Source organism: Thalassotalea sp. 273M-4, from assembly GCF_041410465.1.
GTDB classification, from domain to species: Bacteria; Pseudomonadota; Gammaproteobacteria; order Enterobacterales; family Alteromonadaceae; genus Thalassotalea_A; species Thalassotalea_A aquiviva.
In genome coordinates, this window is record NZ_CP166961.1 from 1,572,914 (window position 1) to 1,589,945 (window position 17,032).

Below are 17,032 nucleotides of genomic sequence, written 5' to 3' on the forward strand. Positions count from 1 at the left end.
AGTCGTTGTACTTGTCGATAAAAAGCCTGATATATTACATTTTAAGATAAAAACTCGAAATATGGGTTTACATCGTAAACATTGTTCAATTAAAGTCTTTAAATGCATTAAAACCCAAAGGATTTCTTTATATTATGCTTTACCAAACTGACGATGTCCGCATCAGTGAAATAAAAGAATTATTACCCCCTGTTGCTTTATTAGAGCGTTACCGCAATACCGAAAACATTTCACGCACGGTATATGAAGGTCGTGAAGCCATTAGCAATATCTTAAACGACAACGATAAACGCTTACTTGTTGTTATTGGTCCTTGCTCAATACACGACACCACAGCGGCTCTTGAATATGGCAGCCGACTAAATCGTCTACGTCAAAAATATAAAGACTCGTTAGAAATTGTTATGCGTGTTTACTTTGAAAAACCGCGCACTACGGTTGGATGGAAAGGTTTAATTAACGACCCTTACATGGACAACAGTTATAAAATTAACGACGGTCTACGAATGGGACGTAAGTTGCTGCTGCAATTAAATGAACTGGGCTTACCATGTGCGGGTGAATTTTTAGATATGATCACACCACAATACATGGCAGATTTAATGAGTTGGGGGGCTATTGGTGCTCGCACTACCGAATCGCAGGTGCACCGTGAATTGGCTTCAGGTTTGTCGTGCCCTGTTGGCTTTAAAAATGGTACCGATGGCACCATTAAAGTGGCTGTTGACGCTATTGGCGCTGCCAGTGCCCCACATCACTTTTTATCGGTGACTAAGTTGGGTAATTCGGCCATTGTTGAAACCAAAGGAAACAGTGATTGTCATATTATTTTACGTGGTGGTAAAGAACCAAACTACAGCCGTGAACACGTTAATGCCATTAGCGAGAAGTTGGCCAAAGTTGGCTTAAAACAAAAGTTGATGGTCGATTTTTCTCACGCCAACTCAAGCAAGAAGTTTGAAAACCAAATGTTGGTATGTGACGATGTATGTCAACAAATCGTGGATGGTAATCAGTCTATTTTTGGTGTGATGGTTGAAAGCCACTTAGTGGAAGGACGTCAGGATTTGGTCAATAATAAAGCTGAAAAGTACGGTCAAAGTATCACCGATGCGTGCATCGGATGGCAAGATACCGAAGTGCTATTAGATAAACTGGCGCAAGCTTCAACTAATCGAATCAATCAAGGCTAATAACTTATGACAATACCTGACCTAGCTTCTGTTGAATTAAATGACGAACAACGCTTTCAAGTGTTTATGAAGGCCCTATTTGAGCATCAACAAGCATGGATCCTCACCGATGAACACGGTGCTGTAATGTTAAATAGTGAAGAAAACGAGGAAGATTTTGTGCCATTTTGGCCTAGCGCTGAAACTGCCCAACTTTGGGCAAGTGATGAATGGAGTCACTGTAAAGCCCAAAGCATTAGCTTAGACGATTTAAAGAACAAGTGGCTACCAGGCATGGAAGAAGACGAACTGAGTTTGATCATTTATCCAGCGACCGACTTACAAGGGCAAATTTATTACCCTTGGGAGTTTGATGATATTTTGGCAAAGAAACAAAATAAGTTGCAAAGACGTTAACCGTAATCAACATCGAATATAAAAGCCTGAATAAACATCTTATTCAGGCTTTTTTTTTAGGTTTTGGCATGTTGTATTGGCGAGCTTAAAATTCACCCCCTACAATTTGAGTATCTTAAAAACAAATTTAGGAATGTTCCATGAGTAAAAAAGTTTTTCATTTAGGTGTTAGCTTAGACGATTTACAAGGGGCAACATTAGCCATTATTCCGGGTGATCCTGCTCGGGTAAAAACCATTTCGACCTTTTTAGATAATCCAACATTTTTAATTTCACAGCGAGAGTACACTTTGTATTTAGGCGAATTAGATGGGCATAAAGTGGTGGTATGTTCAACCGGTATTGGTGGTCCTTCAACCTCTATTGCCGTAGAAGAGTTGGCGCAACTAGGGGTACGCACATTTTTACGAGTTGGTACAACAGGCGCTTTGCAACCAGAAATAAACGTTGGCGATATTATTGTTACCACAGGTTCGGTACGCCTTGACGGTGCAAGCTCACATTTTGCGCCAATGGAATTTCCTGCGGTAGCCGATTATTTTTGTACAACCGCGTTATATCAGGCAGCACAATCCCTTGATGCGACTGTTTATTTAGGGGTAACAGCGTCAAGTGATACATTTTATCCTGGCCAAGAACGTTATGACACATTTTCTAAACGTGTGGTAAGGCGCTTTCGAGGCTCAGCACAAGAGTGGCAAGACATGGGGGTGTTAAACTTTGAAATGGAGTCGGCTACTTTACTTACCATGTGTGCAAGTTCGGGGTTAAAAGCCGGTTGTGCGGCGGGTGTGATTGTTAATCGTCACCGCGGTGAATTACCAGATGCCAAAGCCCATAAAGAAATTGAGCAACGTTCTATTTCTGTTGTGGTTGAAGCAGCCAGAAAAATGCTCTCTTGCTAATAATCATCTTTAATACAGCCCACATAAGGTTAAGACTTAAAAAGCATAATGTTGGTACACTGTGCTTTTTGTGTATATAGGCTTTACCAACAGGGCTTAACTTCAGATATTATATTAACGGGTCGTTTTCATTTTCTATCGCTTTTGCTTGCGGTTTTGCTTTTATTTCGCTGGGTTTAAATTCAACCTCTCCATTTCTCGTTAAAACCTTGGCTGTAACTTCAAACGATTTATTAATATGTAATATACCAATACCACTTTGGTTGTATAACGTTATTTTTCCAGCCTTACGTGGCTGAATCGACATTTGCCGTTCGTTTCAATGAACACATCATATTCTACCCAAGTGTTGTCTTGAAGAGGGCTTTTAAGTTGTAGAGTTAATAAATTGATGTAAGCATTTTTACCCACACAAACGAGTGTATGCTGTTCATTATCAATGGGTTGGTTGATTAACTTTAACTGTTGATTTGTAAAGCTCACACCTACTTTTTCAGCACGGGTGGTCACAAATACAACACAATTTGGTTACGCGTAACTTCTCTAGGGGTTGGGCCGGCAATAACTGTTGGTAACTCTTTATCCATTTAATTGTTTATTTTCAGTTATTTAGATTGATGGTGAATAGAGTTTAATTATAGTCTTTTTTTTGTGTTTAAAATAATTAATGAGTAAGGCTTTGTTCTAATGATTGTTGACTTAGACACCTTAACTCACAAAGGTGGGGGGGTAAACACGCCAACGTTCAGGTAATGCATCTACTAAAGTAAAAAGCTAGAGACAAAACTCTAGCTTTTAAACAAAATGCTGATACCAAAAATGTTGACGATTTTGCCTAACTCAAGGTATGTAAAAATCAGAAAGGATGATATGAACTAAAATGGTTTTAAAAACATAAACATCGCACTAAGCGACGTATCGCCATCAATTAACGGACTTTCACTTAATGAACGGCTGTATTGGTTTACAGACAACTCTAATCGTGTCATCGCATTAAAAAATATTGGGGTAAAAAATAATACTTTTGCTTGTGTTCCAAAACCATCATCGGTGTTGTAAGGCGCGAATACAGAAGACTCGTTCTCGCCAACGCCATAATAGTATTGTGACAAGTCTTGAGACAGATATTTAGCTCCAACTTTAGCCGTGATGAAAAAAGGTGCAAAATGATTAATTTGATAGCCAATGTGAGAGCTCAATTCATAGCCGCCATGTACCGACAAAAGGTCTTGTTTTAAACCGGCACTATAGATCCATTGGTTTTGTTTTAGCTGAATTTGGGCATCAAAATCTAATGAGTTCTTTCTTTTGTCTAGACCTTCAAAAAATGGCGAATCATTTTCATCAAAACCATCGAAACGTGCACTTAAGCCGGTGGTTAATGAAACGGTATCATTAGAATAAACGGTGTAATGAAGATCTTTACCCGTAAACAGTAACGTATCACTTCTATAACCTATAACAGGAAATAGCACAGGGCTTGCATCATCGCCAATGTACTTATTAGCAGGCTTTAAAGTGAGCAGGCCGTAGTACCAATTAGCGTTCGCTAAGTTTGGTCCTAACAACAGTAAAAGTAGTAAAGTTTTAGGTAGTATTTTCAACATTTAGGTTTATTTAAAATTAAAAGCTCAATATACGAAACAATATCATATTCAGATTGATGATTTATCGATATTTTATAGTAACTGCTGTTAAAAATTGTAATTTTAAACAGTAACTTGGAGCAATAATTCGATAACATTTAATTACTGTAACTAATACATGTTAAATCTAATTTACTTAAAATAGAGAACGTATTTAGGCTCATATAGTGCCTAATAGGGTGTAAAAATGAGCACTTCATCACATAAATACAGATATCGCCTACAAAGGCAAAATATTAAAGATAACTTTATTGACTCTCAAATTTTGCGATTGCATGCGGCGATGGCAAAAAAACTATTAGCCAACCCTGAACTGGTTTCATTAGTGAAAACGAATTTGGAAATGCGCAAAGCGCAAGGGAAAATACGCTATGGTGCTTATATAACCTGGCTCAGTATTTTAGAAATGTACGATCAACCCGATGTTTTTTATTTGCATATGGTTGAAAAAAGTGAACAAATGCGACGATATCGACGCAAAACTCCGTTTGTTGGTATTTTAACGGAAGAAGAAAGGGTTATCGCGCTACAGCAAGATATGTTTGAGGATGCCAAGGATTTTGACCTTTGAGCTTAAACTAAACTGATTGGCATCAGGTAACTCAACCTAGAGTTGCCGCCAGTTTACTGTCTTTGTGTAATAAATTGCATACATACTGACCAATTTATTCATTTTAATTAGTCATCCAAATGACGATAAATCTGTTATTTGTCGCTAAAATTAGAGCTAGGAGAAGGACCTCTTTCAGTTACCTAATTTTTGATTAAGGAGGCTGTTGTGAAAATTTTAAGTATGGTTCTTTTTGTTGTATTTGGCTTTGCTGTGGTAAGTTGCGATCAGGGACCAAATGCCCCTTGGGGATTTAGTTTACCAGAAGGTAATGCGGAACAAGGAAAGTTGGTATTTAAGCATTATCAATGTCTGTCTTGTCATACCTTAGAAGGTATGGAACTTGGTGATATTGAAAATAATCCTGACATTTCGGTAAAACTTGGTGGTAAATCAACTAAGGTAAAAACTTACGCCGAACTTGTCACTTCCATTATTAACCCTTCACACCGACTTGCTGTTGGTTACCCTAAAGACATGATCCAATTAGATAAGCATTCCAAAATGCCAGTGTACAACGATGTCATGACCGTAACCGAATTGATTGACTTGGTGTCTTTTTTACAAACTCAATATGTGCTCGTTCCTTACAGACGTACACCGTATTATGAGTATTTAAGATAAACTAGTTAAGTGTCTTTGTACCGCTCTTGGCTAGAACAAGGGCGGGAGTTTGCCTGGTTAATGTGTTTTCAAGATACTGTTTAAAAGATAATAAGTTCAAAAGCTTACTAGGCTGTTAGCTGATTAGCATCGCCTAGTATGATATGTAATATTTTACATTAGGAGTTAGGGTTTACGGTCATCGTCGTAGTGTTTATATTTCTCAACAAATTGATGCAGACGATTAAGGAAAACCCATAATACAGCAGCAATTAATAAAACCGTTACCGAGTCTTTAGCTAGGATTAAGATCAGTAAAAAGATAAACCATTCCATTGTAGTGACTCCTCATACAGATCGTTTTTTTAGTTTCAATACCCGAGCAGAATCTCATGGTAGTCAAAGCTAGAGCTAAAAACGAAATAAAAAACTAATTTATTTTTAAGACTTTAGCAGAATAACCAAGGAAAGAAACTTTAAATTTAAGGTTTTCTTAGTGCAATATTTAGTGTGTAAATTTAACTTCTAGATGAGCAAACATTAGCATAGGTGCCATGTTTTATTTCGGTTACAAATAATCACGATCAATAAACACCATGAATTGAGTCATCTTGTTCTGCAAAAATGCCCCAGCATGCTATTAATTTGACCCTAAATAGATTAATGTTTTTAGATGTGTATTTAAGTCTTCATAAAGCTAGGTTTGTATAAGTGACTGATAAAAAAAATAATAACAACATAGACTCAATTCTGTTTGTGTGTATGGGCAACATATGTCGTTCGCCCTCTGCGGAAGCTGTATTTCGCTATAAAGCGGGCTTACATGGTTTATCTGTTAACATCGACTCAGCAGGTACTTTGGCTTATCATCAGGGCAAAAAACCTGATCCACGATCTATAAATGCAGGGATGTTACGAGGCTATGATTTTAGTGGCATCAAAGCACGTAAAGTGATTGAAGATGACTTTGAAAAATTTTCGCTTATTTTAGCGATGGATAACGATAATTTGGGCAATTTATATAAAATGGCCCCAGAGGAACATCATCATAAAATTAAGCTATTTTTGGAATATGATTTAAACTCAGAGTTTACCGAGGTACCCGATCCTTATTATGGTGGCAGTCACGGCTTTGAATTGGTTTTAGACTTAATTGAAAGCGCAAGTGACGGTTTGCTGAGTCACATAAAGAGGTAAACAGCAAAAGGTAAAACATATGCGTTCGATCATAAATATGGCTATTTTTATTGCCCTGGCCCTATCTTTTTTACTTACCGGTTATGATGTTTATGTAAATACTTCCGATGCCTTTATTAATGAGCAAGGGGTGTCTTATCAAATGATTTGGCAAACCTTTTTCAGTTGGTTTATGCCAATTGCCATTTCGTTAGGGTTTGGCGCTGCTCTGGGTTATCTGATCTTTTCTTTTTTTAAAAAAAAGCCGTAAACAAAACAAATCCCCCTTTAGCATTGTCTCGTTAGCGGTTATTATGTGCGCCATTAAATCTTAAACTCTTTTCTCTTTATATCAGTTATCTTTTTCGCCACCATTTTCTTCATTTTTCCGTTTTTGTTCAGCTCGCTGTCATAAAACTCTTGCGATAATAGCCTGGTATCCGAACAACATTAAAGGATGATTTCTATGAACAAGTCACTAATTACATCAACACTTATCACCGCGTTATTTTTAACGGGTTGTCAAACAACGTCTATCGATCCTTATACTGGTGAACAACGCGTAAATAATACCAGCAGAGGAGCCGGTATTGGCGCAGTTGTTGGCGGTATCTTGGGCAACGTGGTTGGTAAAGACTCTAAAGCAACGGCGATTGGTGCCGTTATTGGTACAGGTATCGGTGCGGCTATTGGCCAAGATATGGATAGACAAGAACAAGAGCTTAGGGAGAAGCTGTATAATACCGGTATTCGTGTTGAGCGTGACAGCGCTGGCGTGATCAAATTGGTGATGCCATCAAATATTACTTTTGCAACCAATCAATCTGATGTCAGTCCGCAATTTCAACAAACATTAGCATCGGTTTCAGAAATATTAGTGCGTAACCCAAACACCAGTTTAATCGTTGTTGGACATACCGACAGCGTTGGCTCAGAGTCGCTTAATCAGCATTTGTCTGTTAACCGTGCAAACTCTGTGATGAATGCTTTAATTGGCCATGGACTGTCGCCTAATCGCATTAAAGCGTTTGGTAAAGGCGAGATAGCACCTATCGCCGATAACAACACTGAGTATGGTAGATCGTTAAATCGTCGCGTAGAACTGTTTATTGAAGCAAAGCAGCAAAGCTAAACGAACAGCCCTCGTTAGCATTTAAAGAACACAAAAAAGCCAGTTTGATATTTCGTCAAACTGGCTTTTTGATTGAACAATCGGTGCTTGTTTTATGAGACCCGCTTATAGAGTGTCTTTTACCGCGTCTGAAAGAAGGTCTAGAATTTCTCGACTTTGCTCCAAATTAACACACGCATCGGTAATGCTCTGGCCATAAGTAAGTGGTTTACCTGGTTCTACTTTTTGATTCCCAGCAACTAAAAAGCTCTCTATCATGACACCAAAGATGCCGGTCGAGCCCGACTTGATTTGGGCACTAATATCACCTGCGACATTAATTTGCTTGTTGTGATCTTTTTCACTGTTGCCGTGACTGCAATCAACCATAACCCGAGCAGGGAAGTTGGCATTGCGCAATTGTTCGCAGGCTTTAACAACAAATTCTTGCTGGTAGTTTGGGGTTTTACCACCACGTAAAATCACATGCGCTGACGGATTGCCTGACGTTTCATAAATACACATTTGGCCACTTTTATCTGGCGAATAGAGTACGTGAGGTACGCTTGCTGCTTGAATCGCATCAATAGCAATTTTTACGTTGCCATCGGTACCGTTTTTAAAGCCAACTGGGCAAGATAAGGCAGAGGCTAATTCTCTGTGTACTTGTGACTCGGTCGTACGCGCACCAATAGCGCCCCAACTTATCAAGTCAGAAATGTATTGGCCGGTTACCATATCTAAAAACTCGGTAGCCGCTGGAAGGCCCATCTCGTTTACTTGCATCAAGAGATTGCGCGCTAGGCGTAAACCTTTTTCTACCTTGAATGATTTATCTAAATCAGGATCACTAATTAACCCTTTCCAACCAACCGTGGTACGCGGTTTTTCAAAATACACCCGCATCACAATATATAAGGTATCTTTGTACTTATCGTGCAACTGTTTTAATTTTTTAGCGTATTCGATGGCGGCTTCAGTGTCATGAATCGAACACGGTCCAATCACAATCAATTGGCGCTTATCTTTACCAACAATAATATTTTCAATGGTGTTACGAGCATCGAGGATAAATTTGGCATTTTCTTCCGATAATGGGATATCTTGCGCCAGTTGCGCAGGAGAAACTAAGTGAGAGATCAGGGATGTGCGTAATTCATCTGTTTTTATAGTCATTGCATCTTCGTTTATATAGCTAATTTACAGGCTTAACATAACGGATGCAGAGGCTTAATGGAAACGGTTTTTAATTATTTTAACAACAACTTTGCTCATAACTGCCATATTATATTTACAGTTGGCCTAAGTTTCTTAGGCTTGGTTAATATTTGTAACGTTGTAATCCGGTCGCAGATAAAATTTTTGCTGAAATTTCTTCCACCGAAAGTTTGGTGGTATTAATAAATTCAATTCGCTCTTTTTGATATAACTTTTCAACTTCGCGCACTTCCATCCGACATTGGCGAGCAGACGAATACGTTGAATTTGCCATTCGACCATCACGAATTTCATGTAATCGGTTTGAATCAATGGTCAACCCAAACAGTTTCGCTTTGTGTTTTTTTAAAAACGATGGCAGTTTAAGCTCGTCCATATCGTCTTCGGTAAAAGGGTAGTTGGCGGCTTTAATGCCATATTGCAGGGCAAGATATAAAGAGGTCGGGGTTTTCCCTGAACGAGACACCCCAACTAAAATAACATCCGCATGTTCGTAGTCGGTAATACGGCTGCCGTCGTCATTTGCGAGCGCAAAATTAACCGCATCAATTCGAAAGTCATAACTGTTTTCGTGCATTGAATGGGTTCGATGGGCTCGAGGTTTCGCTTTTAGGCCCAGGCTTGCTTCCATGGGGGCGATAAAATGTTCTAAAAAGTTGTAAATGACCCCTTCACAACTGTCAATAATGTCTTTTATTTCAGGGTTTACAAAGGTGTGAAAAACAATGGGGCGCTCACCTGTGCGCTGGTAATAGTTATTTATTTGCTGTTTTACCTCTTCGGCTTTGTCAACGGTTTCTACAAAGGGAATGGTAATATGCTCAAGCTCAATTGGAAACATCGACAATAAAGCATGACCAAATACTTCAGAGGTGATTGCGGTTCCATCGGATATGTAAAATGCCGTTCGCATAATTGGCCCTTGTAAAACTCTTAGCGATAACTTTTAAAATTATTATTCAGTAGTCTAGACTAAAAAGAAATCCTTAACCTTTCAATAACATAATAATTTATTAAGGAGACGCTCCGGTGCAACAGAACGTACTTTGGTATCAACAGCTAGGAATGGAAGATGTACCTATTGTGGGCGGAAAGAATGCTTCTTTAGGCGAAATGATCTCTAATTTATCAAACGCTGGCGTACAAGTCCCAGGTGGTTTTGCTACCACCGCATACGCCTTTAATGAGTTTCTTGAACAAAGTGGACTCAACGAAAAAATACACCAAATACTCGATACCCTTGATGTCGATGACATTGCCGAGTTGACAGCTTGCGGTGATAAAATTCGCCAATGGATCATCGAAACCCCATTTTTACCCTCAATGCAAAAAGACATTGAAACCGCGTATAAGCAACTCGTTGATGAACACGGTGACGATGTGTCTTTTGCGGTGCGCTCTTCTGCGACTGCCGAAGACATGCCTGACGCCTCATTTGCGGGACAGCAAGAAACCTTTTTAAATGTTCGAGGTTTAGACGCTGTGCTTGTGGCAATCAAACATGTCTATGCCTCGTTATTTAATGACCGCGCGATTTCTTATCGAGTGCATTCTGGTTATGACCACCGTGGGGTTGCGCTCTCAGCAGGGATTCAACGTATGGTGCGCTCAGACATCGCAGCCTCAGGCGTGATGTTTTCAATTGATACCGAATCCGGTTTTGAAGACGTAGTGTTTATAACCTCAAGCTATGGGCTTGGTGAAATGGTGGTGCAAGGGGCGGTTAATCCCGATGAGTTTTATGTGCACAAGCCGATTCTGGCCCAAAATAGGCCAGCGGTCGTGCGCCGAAATATTGGCTCAAAAGCCATAAAAATGGTGTATGCCAATAGCCAAGAACACGCTAAGCAAGTCGAAATTGTTAAGCTAGAACCTGCCATTGCCAACACCTTTTCAATCAACGATGATGAAGTGCAAGAGTTGGCCAAACAAGCGGTGATCATAGAAAAACATTATAATCGACCAATGGATATTGAATGGGCAAAAGATGGCTTAGATGGCAAGTTGTATATTGTGCAAGCTCGACCTGAGACCGTAAAAAGCCACGAGAAGGGTAATATTCTTGAACAATACCAATTAAAAGATAGCTCGGATGTTATTTGTACGGGCCGGGCAATCGGGCAAAAAATTGGTAAAGGGGTGGTTAAAGTTCTGCAGTCGATAGACCAGATGAATAAAGTGTTACCCGGAGATGTGTTGGTGACAGATATGACTGACCCCGACTGGGAGCCTATTATGAAGCGGGCATCAGCAATTGTAACGAACCGAGGAGGGCGCACTTGCCATGCCGCCATTATTGCACGAGAAATGGGGATCCCTGCGGTTGTTGGTTGTGGTGATGCTACCCAAGTCATTGCCGATGGTAGCGACGTTACCGTTTCTTGTGCGCAAGGTGATACTGGGTATATTTATCAAGGCCAATTAGCGTTTCAAGTGAAATCATCTCAAATCGATAATATGCCTCCCTTACCAATAAAAGTGATGATGAATGTAGGTAATCCCGATAGGGCATTTTCATTTGCTCAATTACCTCATTCAGGAATCGGCTTGGCAAGAATTGAGTTTGTGATCAACAAAATGATCGGAATTCATCCGAAAGCGTTACTCAACTTTGACCAAGAATCGGTTGAGGTACAGGAAGAAATTACCGATATTATGGCTGGTTATTTGTCGCCAACCGAGTTTTACATCAGTAAACTTACCGAAGGGATCTCAACCTTAGCGTGCGCTTTTGCGCCTGAGCGAGTGATTGTTCGAATGAGCGATTTTAAATCAAACGAATACGCAAACTTGATTGGTGGGTCATTATACGAACCTGAAGAAGAGAACCCTATGATAGGGTATCGCGGCGCTTCACGGTATATTTCAAAAGACTTTAGAGCCTGCTTTGCCCTTGAATGCGAGGCCATTAAACGGGTGCGTAATGACATGGGGTTAACAAATGTGGAAGTGATGATCCCGTTTGTAAGAACCTTAGATGAAGCCAAACAAGTGATAGAAATATTGGCCGACAATGGTTTAAAGCGCGGTGACAATGGTCTTAAGGTGATTATGATGTGTGAATTACCGTCTAATGCCTTATTAGCAGAGCAGTTTTTACAATACTTTGACGGCTTTTCTATTGGCTCCAACGACTTAACACAATTGACCTTGGGCATTGATCGTGATTCAGGTTTAATTGCGCATTTATTTGAAGAACGTGACCCAGCGGTAAAAGCCCTATTGTCAATGGCAATTCAGGCGTGCAAGGCCCAAGGCAAATACGTTGGTATTTGTGGTCAGGGACCATCCGATCATAAAGACTTGGCCGCCTGGCTTGTAGAGCAAGGAATAGACAGCGTATCGCTTAACCCCGATTCGGTATTAGATACTTGGTTGTATTTAGCCAAACATCACAGTTAAGCATCCAAACGAAACCTAAACAAATGGGTTCTGATAAGGGCCCATTTGTTGCCAACCCCTACTTATTAATCATGAGGGCTTTATCCAGTCAACTTGGCTTAAGGGGTCTTAACTTTTTCATGATTTTGGCTAAAAACCTATTCTGTAAACGTTTCAGTAAACTTAGTTATTCAAACTATTCATTAATTGGCTTATAAACCGTTTGTTTTCAAGCCCATTTTTTTGCATCATATAGATAACTTTTAGTAGCGATTATATTTTCTTTTATGTTACCTAGGCTTTCCGTTTTTGATGCTGTTTCTCCTTTATATCAACGTTTTTTAAAGCGCTTACAAAAAAGTCGTTTTACTGGCGATATTTCTTGTCATTACGGTGATCGCTTAGCCGTAGCAACCGACAACAGTGTCTATCAACAATTACCCCAAGCGGTCTTGCATCCAAAGACGGTTGAAGACATTAAGTTAATCACCGCACTTTCTGCAGAGCAAGAATTTGAAGAAATTCAATTTAGTGCTCGTGGTGGTGGTACGGGAACAAATGGTCAGTCACTTACCTCTGGTATTGTTATTGACTTATCTCGTCATATGAATGAAATCCTAGAAATCAATGTTGCACAAGGCTGGGTTAGGGTGCAAGCTGGGGTGATAAAAGATCAACTTAACGCGTACTTAAAACCCTTTGGTTTTTTCTTTTCTCCCGATCTATCAACCTCAAACCGTGCGACAATAGGTGGGATGATCAATACCGATGCCTCAGGTCAAGGTTCATTGGTGTATGGCAAAACGTCTAATCATGTTTTGGGTTTGCGTTGTGTGCTAGCTAGTGGCGAAGAGTTTACCACCAAATCAATGCCCATAGAGCAAGCTAAAAAACTGGCTGAAGGTGAAGGCGATATAGCATCTTTATATCATGTTACCTTGAACAGTTGCCTTGAAAATCGTCAACTAGTATTAGATAAATTTCCTCGTTTAAATCGGTTCTTAACCGGTTACGATTTAGAAAATGTATTTGATCAGGACTTAAGTACATTTGATTTAACTCGAGTGATCACCGGCTCAGAAGGCAGCTTAGCAGTGGTTGCCGAAGCAAAATTAAATATTACCCCCATCCCGACTTCACGTGCTTTGGTCAACATTAAGTACGATAGCTTTGAATCCGCGTTACGCCATTCGCCAGAACTGGTAAAAGCCAACGCGTTGTCGGTTGAGACCATTGATTCACGGGTCCTCAATCTGGCTAAACAAGACATTGTCTGGCATTCGGTAAGTGATTTGATTACTGATATAAAAAACAAGGTCATGGACGGCTTGAATTTAGTCGAATTTGTTGGTGACAGCGAAGCGGAAGTTAAAACCAAAATCGAAGCGCTTAAAGCCGTTCTTGATAAACGAGTTGAACAAGAACAAGGGGTTATTGGTTATCAATATACTTTTGATTTAGCCAGTATTAACCGACTTTATGGGATGCGCAAAAAAGCCGTAGGGTTGCTTGGTAATACGAAAGGGCAAAAAAAGCCGATTGCCTTTGCTGAAGATACCGCAGTACCACCAGAAAACCTTGCTGACTTTATTCTTGAGTTTCGCCAGTTACTCGATCAATATAATCTTGACTATGGCATGTTTGGGCATATTGATGCCGGCGTATTGCATGTTCGCCCCGCTCTTGATATGTGCGATCCGCAACAAGAAGTGACCTTACGTGAAATTTCCGATCAAGTGGTCGCACTCACCGCAAAGTATGGCGGTTTAATGTGGGGGGAGCATGGTAAGGGGTATCGCAGTGAATACGGGCCAACGTTTTTTGGCCCAGAGCTGTTTACTGAATTACGAAAAATTAAAACCGCCTTTGATCCCCTCAATAAAATGAATCCGGGGAAAATCTGTACGCCAATAAAGTCAGAGCAGCCACTGGTTTCGGTTGATGCCATCAAACGCGGTACTTTCGATCGTCAAATTCCAATTGAGGTTCGAACCGACTACGCTTCGGCGATGAATTGTAACGGCAATGGGTTATGTTTTAATTTTGATGCTACCAGCCCGATGTGTCCTTCCAGTAAAATCACCCGTGATCGAAAGCACTCGCCAAAAGGCCGAGCCGGTTTGATGCGAGAATGGTTACGCTTATTGGCCGATAAAGGTGTCGATTTTGAGCAACTAGAAGCCCAAAGCGGTAAAATTACGGCCAAAGGCTTGGTCTTGAAACTGACCAATAGTGTCACTAAGGGCGTGGGGCGTTATGACTATTCCAATGAAGTAATGGCAGCCATGTCCGGTTGTCTAGCGTGTAAAGCGTGTGTCAGTCAGTGTCCAGTTAAAGTCGATGTACCAGATTTTAGGGCACGTTTTATTCAGGTATATTATTCACGTTATATGCGACCGCTTAAAGATCATTTTGTCGCCAACATTGAAACTCTCGCGCCCGTTATGGCCACGGCACCCGCGTTGGTAAACTTTACCATCGATAACCCAATATTTAAAACCTTAGCTAAGCATACCCTTGGGTATGTTGATACCCCATTATTGTCACGACCGACGTTAAAAACGCAGGTCAATCAGGGCGGTTATGAAAAGTTTAACTTAGCCAAATTTGCGGGCTTATCGAATGAGCAAAAGCAAAAATACCTATTTATCGTGCAAGATCCCTTTACCAGTTTTTATGACGCCAATGTGGTTGCCGATATGATGCATCTTGCCAGTAAACTGGGTTTTAAACCGGTGTTATTGCCATTTAAACCAAACGGTAAACCGCAACACGTAAAAGGTTTTTTAACCAAGTTCGCTCAAACCGCTAAAAACAGTGCTGAGTTTTTAAATCAATTGCAGCAATTAAATATTCCTATGGTTGGCATGGATGCGTCTCTGGTACTTTGTTACCGTGATGAATATAAGCAAATTCTTGGTGATAAAAGAGGCGACTTTACTGTATTACTGCCCCATGAATGGTTAAAAGACGTAATTGCCAATAGAATGCCATATGAGCCTAAGTATTTACCCTTTTACCAGTTGTTTGCGCATTGTACGGAAAAAACGGCTCTACCTTCGGCAGAGTCAGATTGGCAACACATTTTTAATCACTTTGGTTTGCGTATAAAAGCTCAAAGCGTTGGTTGCTGTGGTATGGCCGGAACTTATGGTCATGAAAAGCAAAATCTAGACAATTCTAAAGGCATTTACGATTTAAGTTGGCGTAAACCTATTGAAGCCGGTGACAGTGCTTATCAAATGGTGACGGGTTTTTCATGCCGAAGTCAGGTAAAACGACTGGGAAATAAACGCTTACCACACCCTGTACAAGTGTTATTAAAACACGCCTAGTAAAAGCTTACCCTGCGCTTTTCTTGTGAAATTGTGAAGGATAGCAAGTTAAAACTAGCTTGGTATTAATTAAAAAAGCTAACAAGCAAACCTTGTTAGCTTTATTGTTTAGAGCGATGTTTTCATCGCCCAACCCTTATCTTTACCTAGGTAAAGTTTACTTGTTGGCAATAATGGCGCGAGCCATTTCATCAGCAACCAAGCCCGTTGGTTGATTCTTTGCTTTGGCGGTTTCAAATACCTTCATTAAAGTGTTGTAAATATTTTCCACTAAGCGCGTTGCTTCTTTCGAACAGTATGGCTCAGGGTAAATTTCAAGCGCCACATTGATAATACCACCGGCGTTAATCACATAATCGGGTGCATACAAAATACCCGCATCGTATAACGCTTTGTCGTGACGATTTTCGGCTAATTGATTGTTCGCACAACCGGCGATGATCACTGCTTTTAATTGCGCAATGGTGTCATCATTAATGGTTGCACCTAGCGCGCAAGGTGAGAAAACATCAACATCTTGTGAGTAAATCTCATCTAAACCAACCACTTTAGCATCCAATTCGGCTTTTGCTTTAGCTAAGGTTTCTTCATTTATATCGGTGACAACCAATTTAGCGCCAGCTTGGTGTAGTTTTTCACAAAGAGCGTAGCCAACACTGCCTAGGCCTTGAACAGCAACTTTTATGCCGTTTAAGTCTTCTTTGCCAAGCTTAAATTTCACCGCTGCTTTTATACCTAAAAAGGTACCCAAAGCGGTAAAAGGACCCGGATTACCGCTTTTGCCTTCAAGCCCAGATACAAACTCGGTTACTTGGTTGACAACCGCCATGTCCGATGGGGTGATGTTAACGTCTTCAGCCGTGTAGTAACGACCATTTAGGTTGTTCACCGCTCGGCCAAATGCTTTAAACAGTTGCTCAGATTTTAACTGTTTTGGATTACCAATGATCACCGCTTTACCACCACCTAGCTTTAAACCCGCCATCGCGTTTTTATAGGTCATGCCTCTTGATAATCGCAATACGTCTTTTAACGCATCTTCATCATTTTGATAGTCCCAAAAGCGACAGCCACCAGCGCCAGGGCCTAAATTGGTATTGTGTACTGCAATAATGGCTTTTAAGCCTGTTTCTTCATCGCTGCAATAAACAACTTGTTCGTGATGATCAAAATCTACCAAGTCAAAAAAAGACACTGTTTTCTCCGTTTTATTGTTATGCTCATTTAAGTTTGTTCATATTGTTTAGATGTCCATAAGTTAACTTATTGACTTAGTGTAGTCGGGACCTATTTGGGGAACAAACTTTAGGGCTTTTATGCCATAAAAAATTAACGCGAACCTTATCATTTAACACGTGTTAAAACCAGTCAGGGCAATAAAATCTTGGCTTTTTTATGTGGATTTTTTTATACACTTTATATCGCCTTTTATTTTTCAAAAATCCACTTGTTTTAACA

The 17,032-nt window shown here is 40.1% G+C and carries 16 protein-coding genes; 10 read left to right on the top strand and 6 right to left on the bottom strand.

The features are described 5' to 3' along the window. Window positions 1–134: 134 nt before the first annotated feature. The 3 genes from aroG to udp all read left to right on the top strand — a co-directional run bounded on the left by aroG (window position 135) and on the right by udp (window position 2,494). Window positions 135–1,193 carry a 3-deoxy-7-phosphoheptulonate synthase AroG gene (gene aroG, locus ACAY00_RS07080; protein ID WP_371379157.1) on the top strand — a complete coding sequence of 353 codons (1,059 nt, stop codon included), beginning with the start codon at window positions 135–137 and terminating at the stop codon, window positions 1,191–1,193. A gap of 6 nt (window positions 1,194–1,199) precedes the next feature. Then, window positions 1,200–1,589 carry a DUF2750 domain-containing protein gene (locus ACAY00_RS07085; RefSeq protein WP_371379161.1) on the top strand — a complete coding sequence of 130 codons (390 nt, stop codon included), beginning with the start codon at window positions 1,200–1,202 and terminating at the stop codon, window positions 1,587–1,589. Between the two features lie 140 nt (window positions 1,590–1,729). After that, window positions 1,730–2,494 (top strand): uridine phosphorylase, encoded by a 765-nt coding sequence (udp, locus tag ACAY00_RS07090; protein ID WP_371379164.1) that lies wholly within the window; start codon window positions 1,730–1,732, stop codon window positions 2,492–2,494. A gap of 109 nt (window positions 2,495–2,603) precedes the next feature. On the opposite strand, the gene ACAY00_RS07095 is transcribed toward udp, so the two are convergent. Together ACAY00_RS07095 and ACAY00_RS07100 are read right to left on the bottom strand one after the other, a co-directional pair. Continuing rightward, window positions 2,604–2,801 (bottom strand): hypothetical protein, encoded by a 198-nt coding sequence (locus tag ACAY00_RS07095; protein WP_371379167.1) that lies wholly within the window; start codon window positions 2,799–2,801, stop codon window positions 2,604–2,606. Window positions 2,802–3,369: 568 nt separating this feature from the next. After that, a complete protein-coding gene (locus ACAY00_RS07100) occupies window positions 3,370–4,101 on the bottom strand; it encodes a MipA/OmpV family protein (RefSeq protein WP_371379169.1) in 732 nt (243 codons plus the stop codon). A 226-nt stretch (window positions 4,102–4,327) separates the two neighbouring features. Between ACAY00_RS07100 and ACAY00_RS07105 the strand changes: the two genes are divergently transcribed. Together ACAY00_RS07105 and ACAY00_RS07110 are read left to right on the top strand one after the other, a co-directional pair. Continuing rightward, a complete protein-coding gene (locus ACAY00_RS07105) occupies window positions 4,328–4,711 on the top strand; it encodes a hypothetical protein (RefSeq protein ID WP_371379172.1) in 384 nt (127 codons plus the stop codon). A 207-nt stretch (window positions 4,712–4,918) separates the two neighbouring features. Continuing rightward, window positions 4,919–5,374: a c-type cytochrome gene (locus ACAY00_RS07110; RefSeq protein ID WP_371379175.1), complete on the top strand. Its 456-nt coding sequence runs from the start codon at window positions 4,919–4,921 to the stop codon at window positions 5,372–5,374. Between the two features lie 165 nt (window positions 5,375–5,539). Here ACAY00_RS07110 and ACAY00_RS07115 read toward each other — a convergent pair whose 3' ends face one another. Beyond that, on the bottom strand, window positions 5,540–5,689 hold the full coding sequence (locus ACAY00_RS07115; protein WP_371379178.1) for a hypothetical protein: 150 nt from the start codon (window positions 5,687–5,689) through the stop codon (window positions 5,540–5,542). Window positions 5,690–6,115: 426 nt separating this feature from the next. Between ACAY00_RS07115 and ACAY00_RS07120 the strand changes: the two genes are divergently transcribed. The 3 genes from ACAY00_RS07120 (at window position 6,116) to ACAY00_RS07130 (ending at window position 7,661) form a co-directional block, all read left to right on the top strand. Beyond that, complete coding sequence (locus tag ACAY00_RS07120) at window positions 6,116–6,550, top strand: low molecular weight protein-tyrosine-phosphatase (protein ID WP_371379608.1); 435 nt, start codon at window positions 6,116–6,118, stop codon at window positions 6,548–6,550. A 19-nt stretch (window positions 6,551–6,569) separates the two neighbouring features. Beyond that, the gene (locus ACAY00_RS07125; protein WP_371379181.1) at window positions 6,570–6,800 is read left to right on the top strand and encodes a hypothetical protein; all 231 of its coding nucleotides are present in this window, start codon (window positions 6,570–6,572) and stop codon (window positions 6,798–6,800) included. 195 nt (window positions 6,801–6,995) lie between these two features. After that, entirely contained in the window at window positions 6,996–7,661 is a 666-nt protein-coding gene (locus ACAY00_RS07130) for an OmpA family protein (RefSeq protein WP_371379184.1), read from the top strand. A gap of 105 nt (window positions 7,662–7,766) precedes the next feature. Here ACAY00_RS07130 and ACAY00_RS07135 read toward each other — a convergent pair whose 3' ends face one another. Continuing rightward, window positions 7,767–8,816, bottom strand: coding sequence for a 3-deoxy-7-phosphoheptulonate synthase (locus ACAY00_RS07135; RefSeq protein WP_371379187.1), 1,050 nt, complete (start codon window positions 8,814–8,816; stop codon window positions 7,767–7,769). A 145-nt stretch (window positions 8,817–8,961) separates the two neighbouring features. Continuing rightward, entirely contained in the window at window positions 8,962–9,771 is an 810-nt protein-coding gene (locus ACAY00_RS07140; RefSeq protein ID WP_371379190.1) for a pyruvate, water dikinase regulatory protein, read from the bottom strand. 116 nt (window positions 9,772–9,887) lie between these two features. Between ACAY00_RS07140 and ppsA the strand changes: the two genes are divergently transcribed. Beyond that, window positions 9,888–12,260: a phosphoenolpyruvate synthase gene (gene ppsA / locus ACAY00_RS07145; RefSeq protein WP_371379193.1), complete on the top strand. Its 2,373-nt coding sequence runs from the start codon at window positions 9,888–9,890 to the stop codon at window positions 12,258–12,260. Between the two features lie 266 nt (window positions 12,261–12,526). Next, on the top strand, window positions 12,527–15,574 hold the full coding sequence (locus tag ACAY00_RS07150; RefSeq protein ID WP_371379196.1) for an FAD-binding and (Fe-S)-binding domain-containing protein: 3,048 nt from the start codon (window positions 12,527–12,529) through the stop codon (window positions 15,572–15,574). Window positions 15,575–15,731: 157 nt separating this feature from the next. Here ACAY00_RS07150 and ACAY00_RS07155 read toward each other — a convergent pair whose 3' ends face one another. Then, window positions 15,732–16,769, bottom strand: coding sequence for a Glu/Leu/Phe/Val family dehydrogenase (locus ACAY00_RS07155; RefSeq protein ID WP_371379199.1), 1,038 nt, complete (start codon window positions 16,767–16,769; stop codon window positions 15,732–15,734). Between the last annotated feature and the right edge of the window lie 263 nt (window positions 16,770–17,032).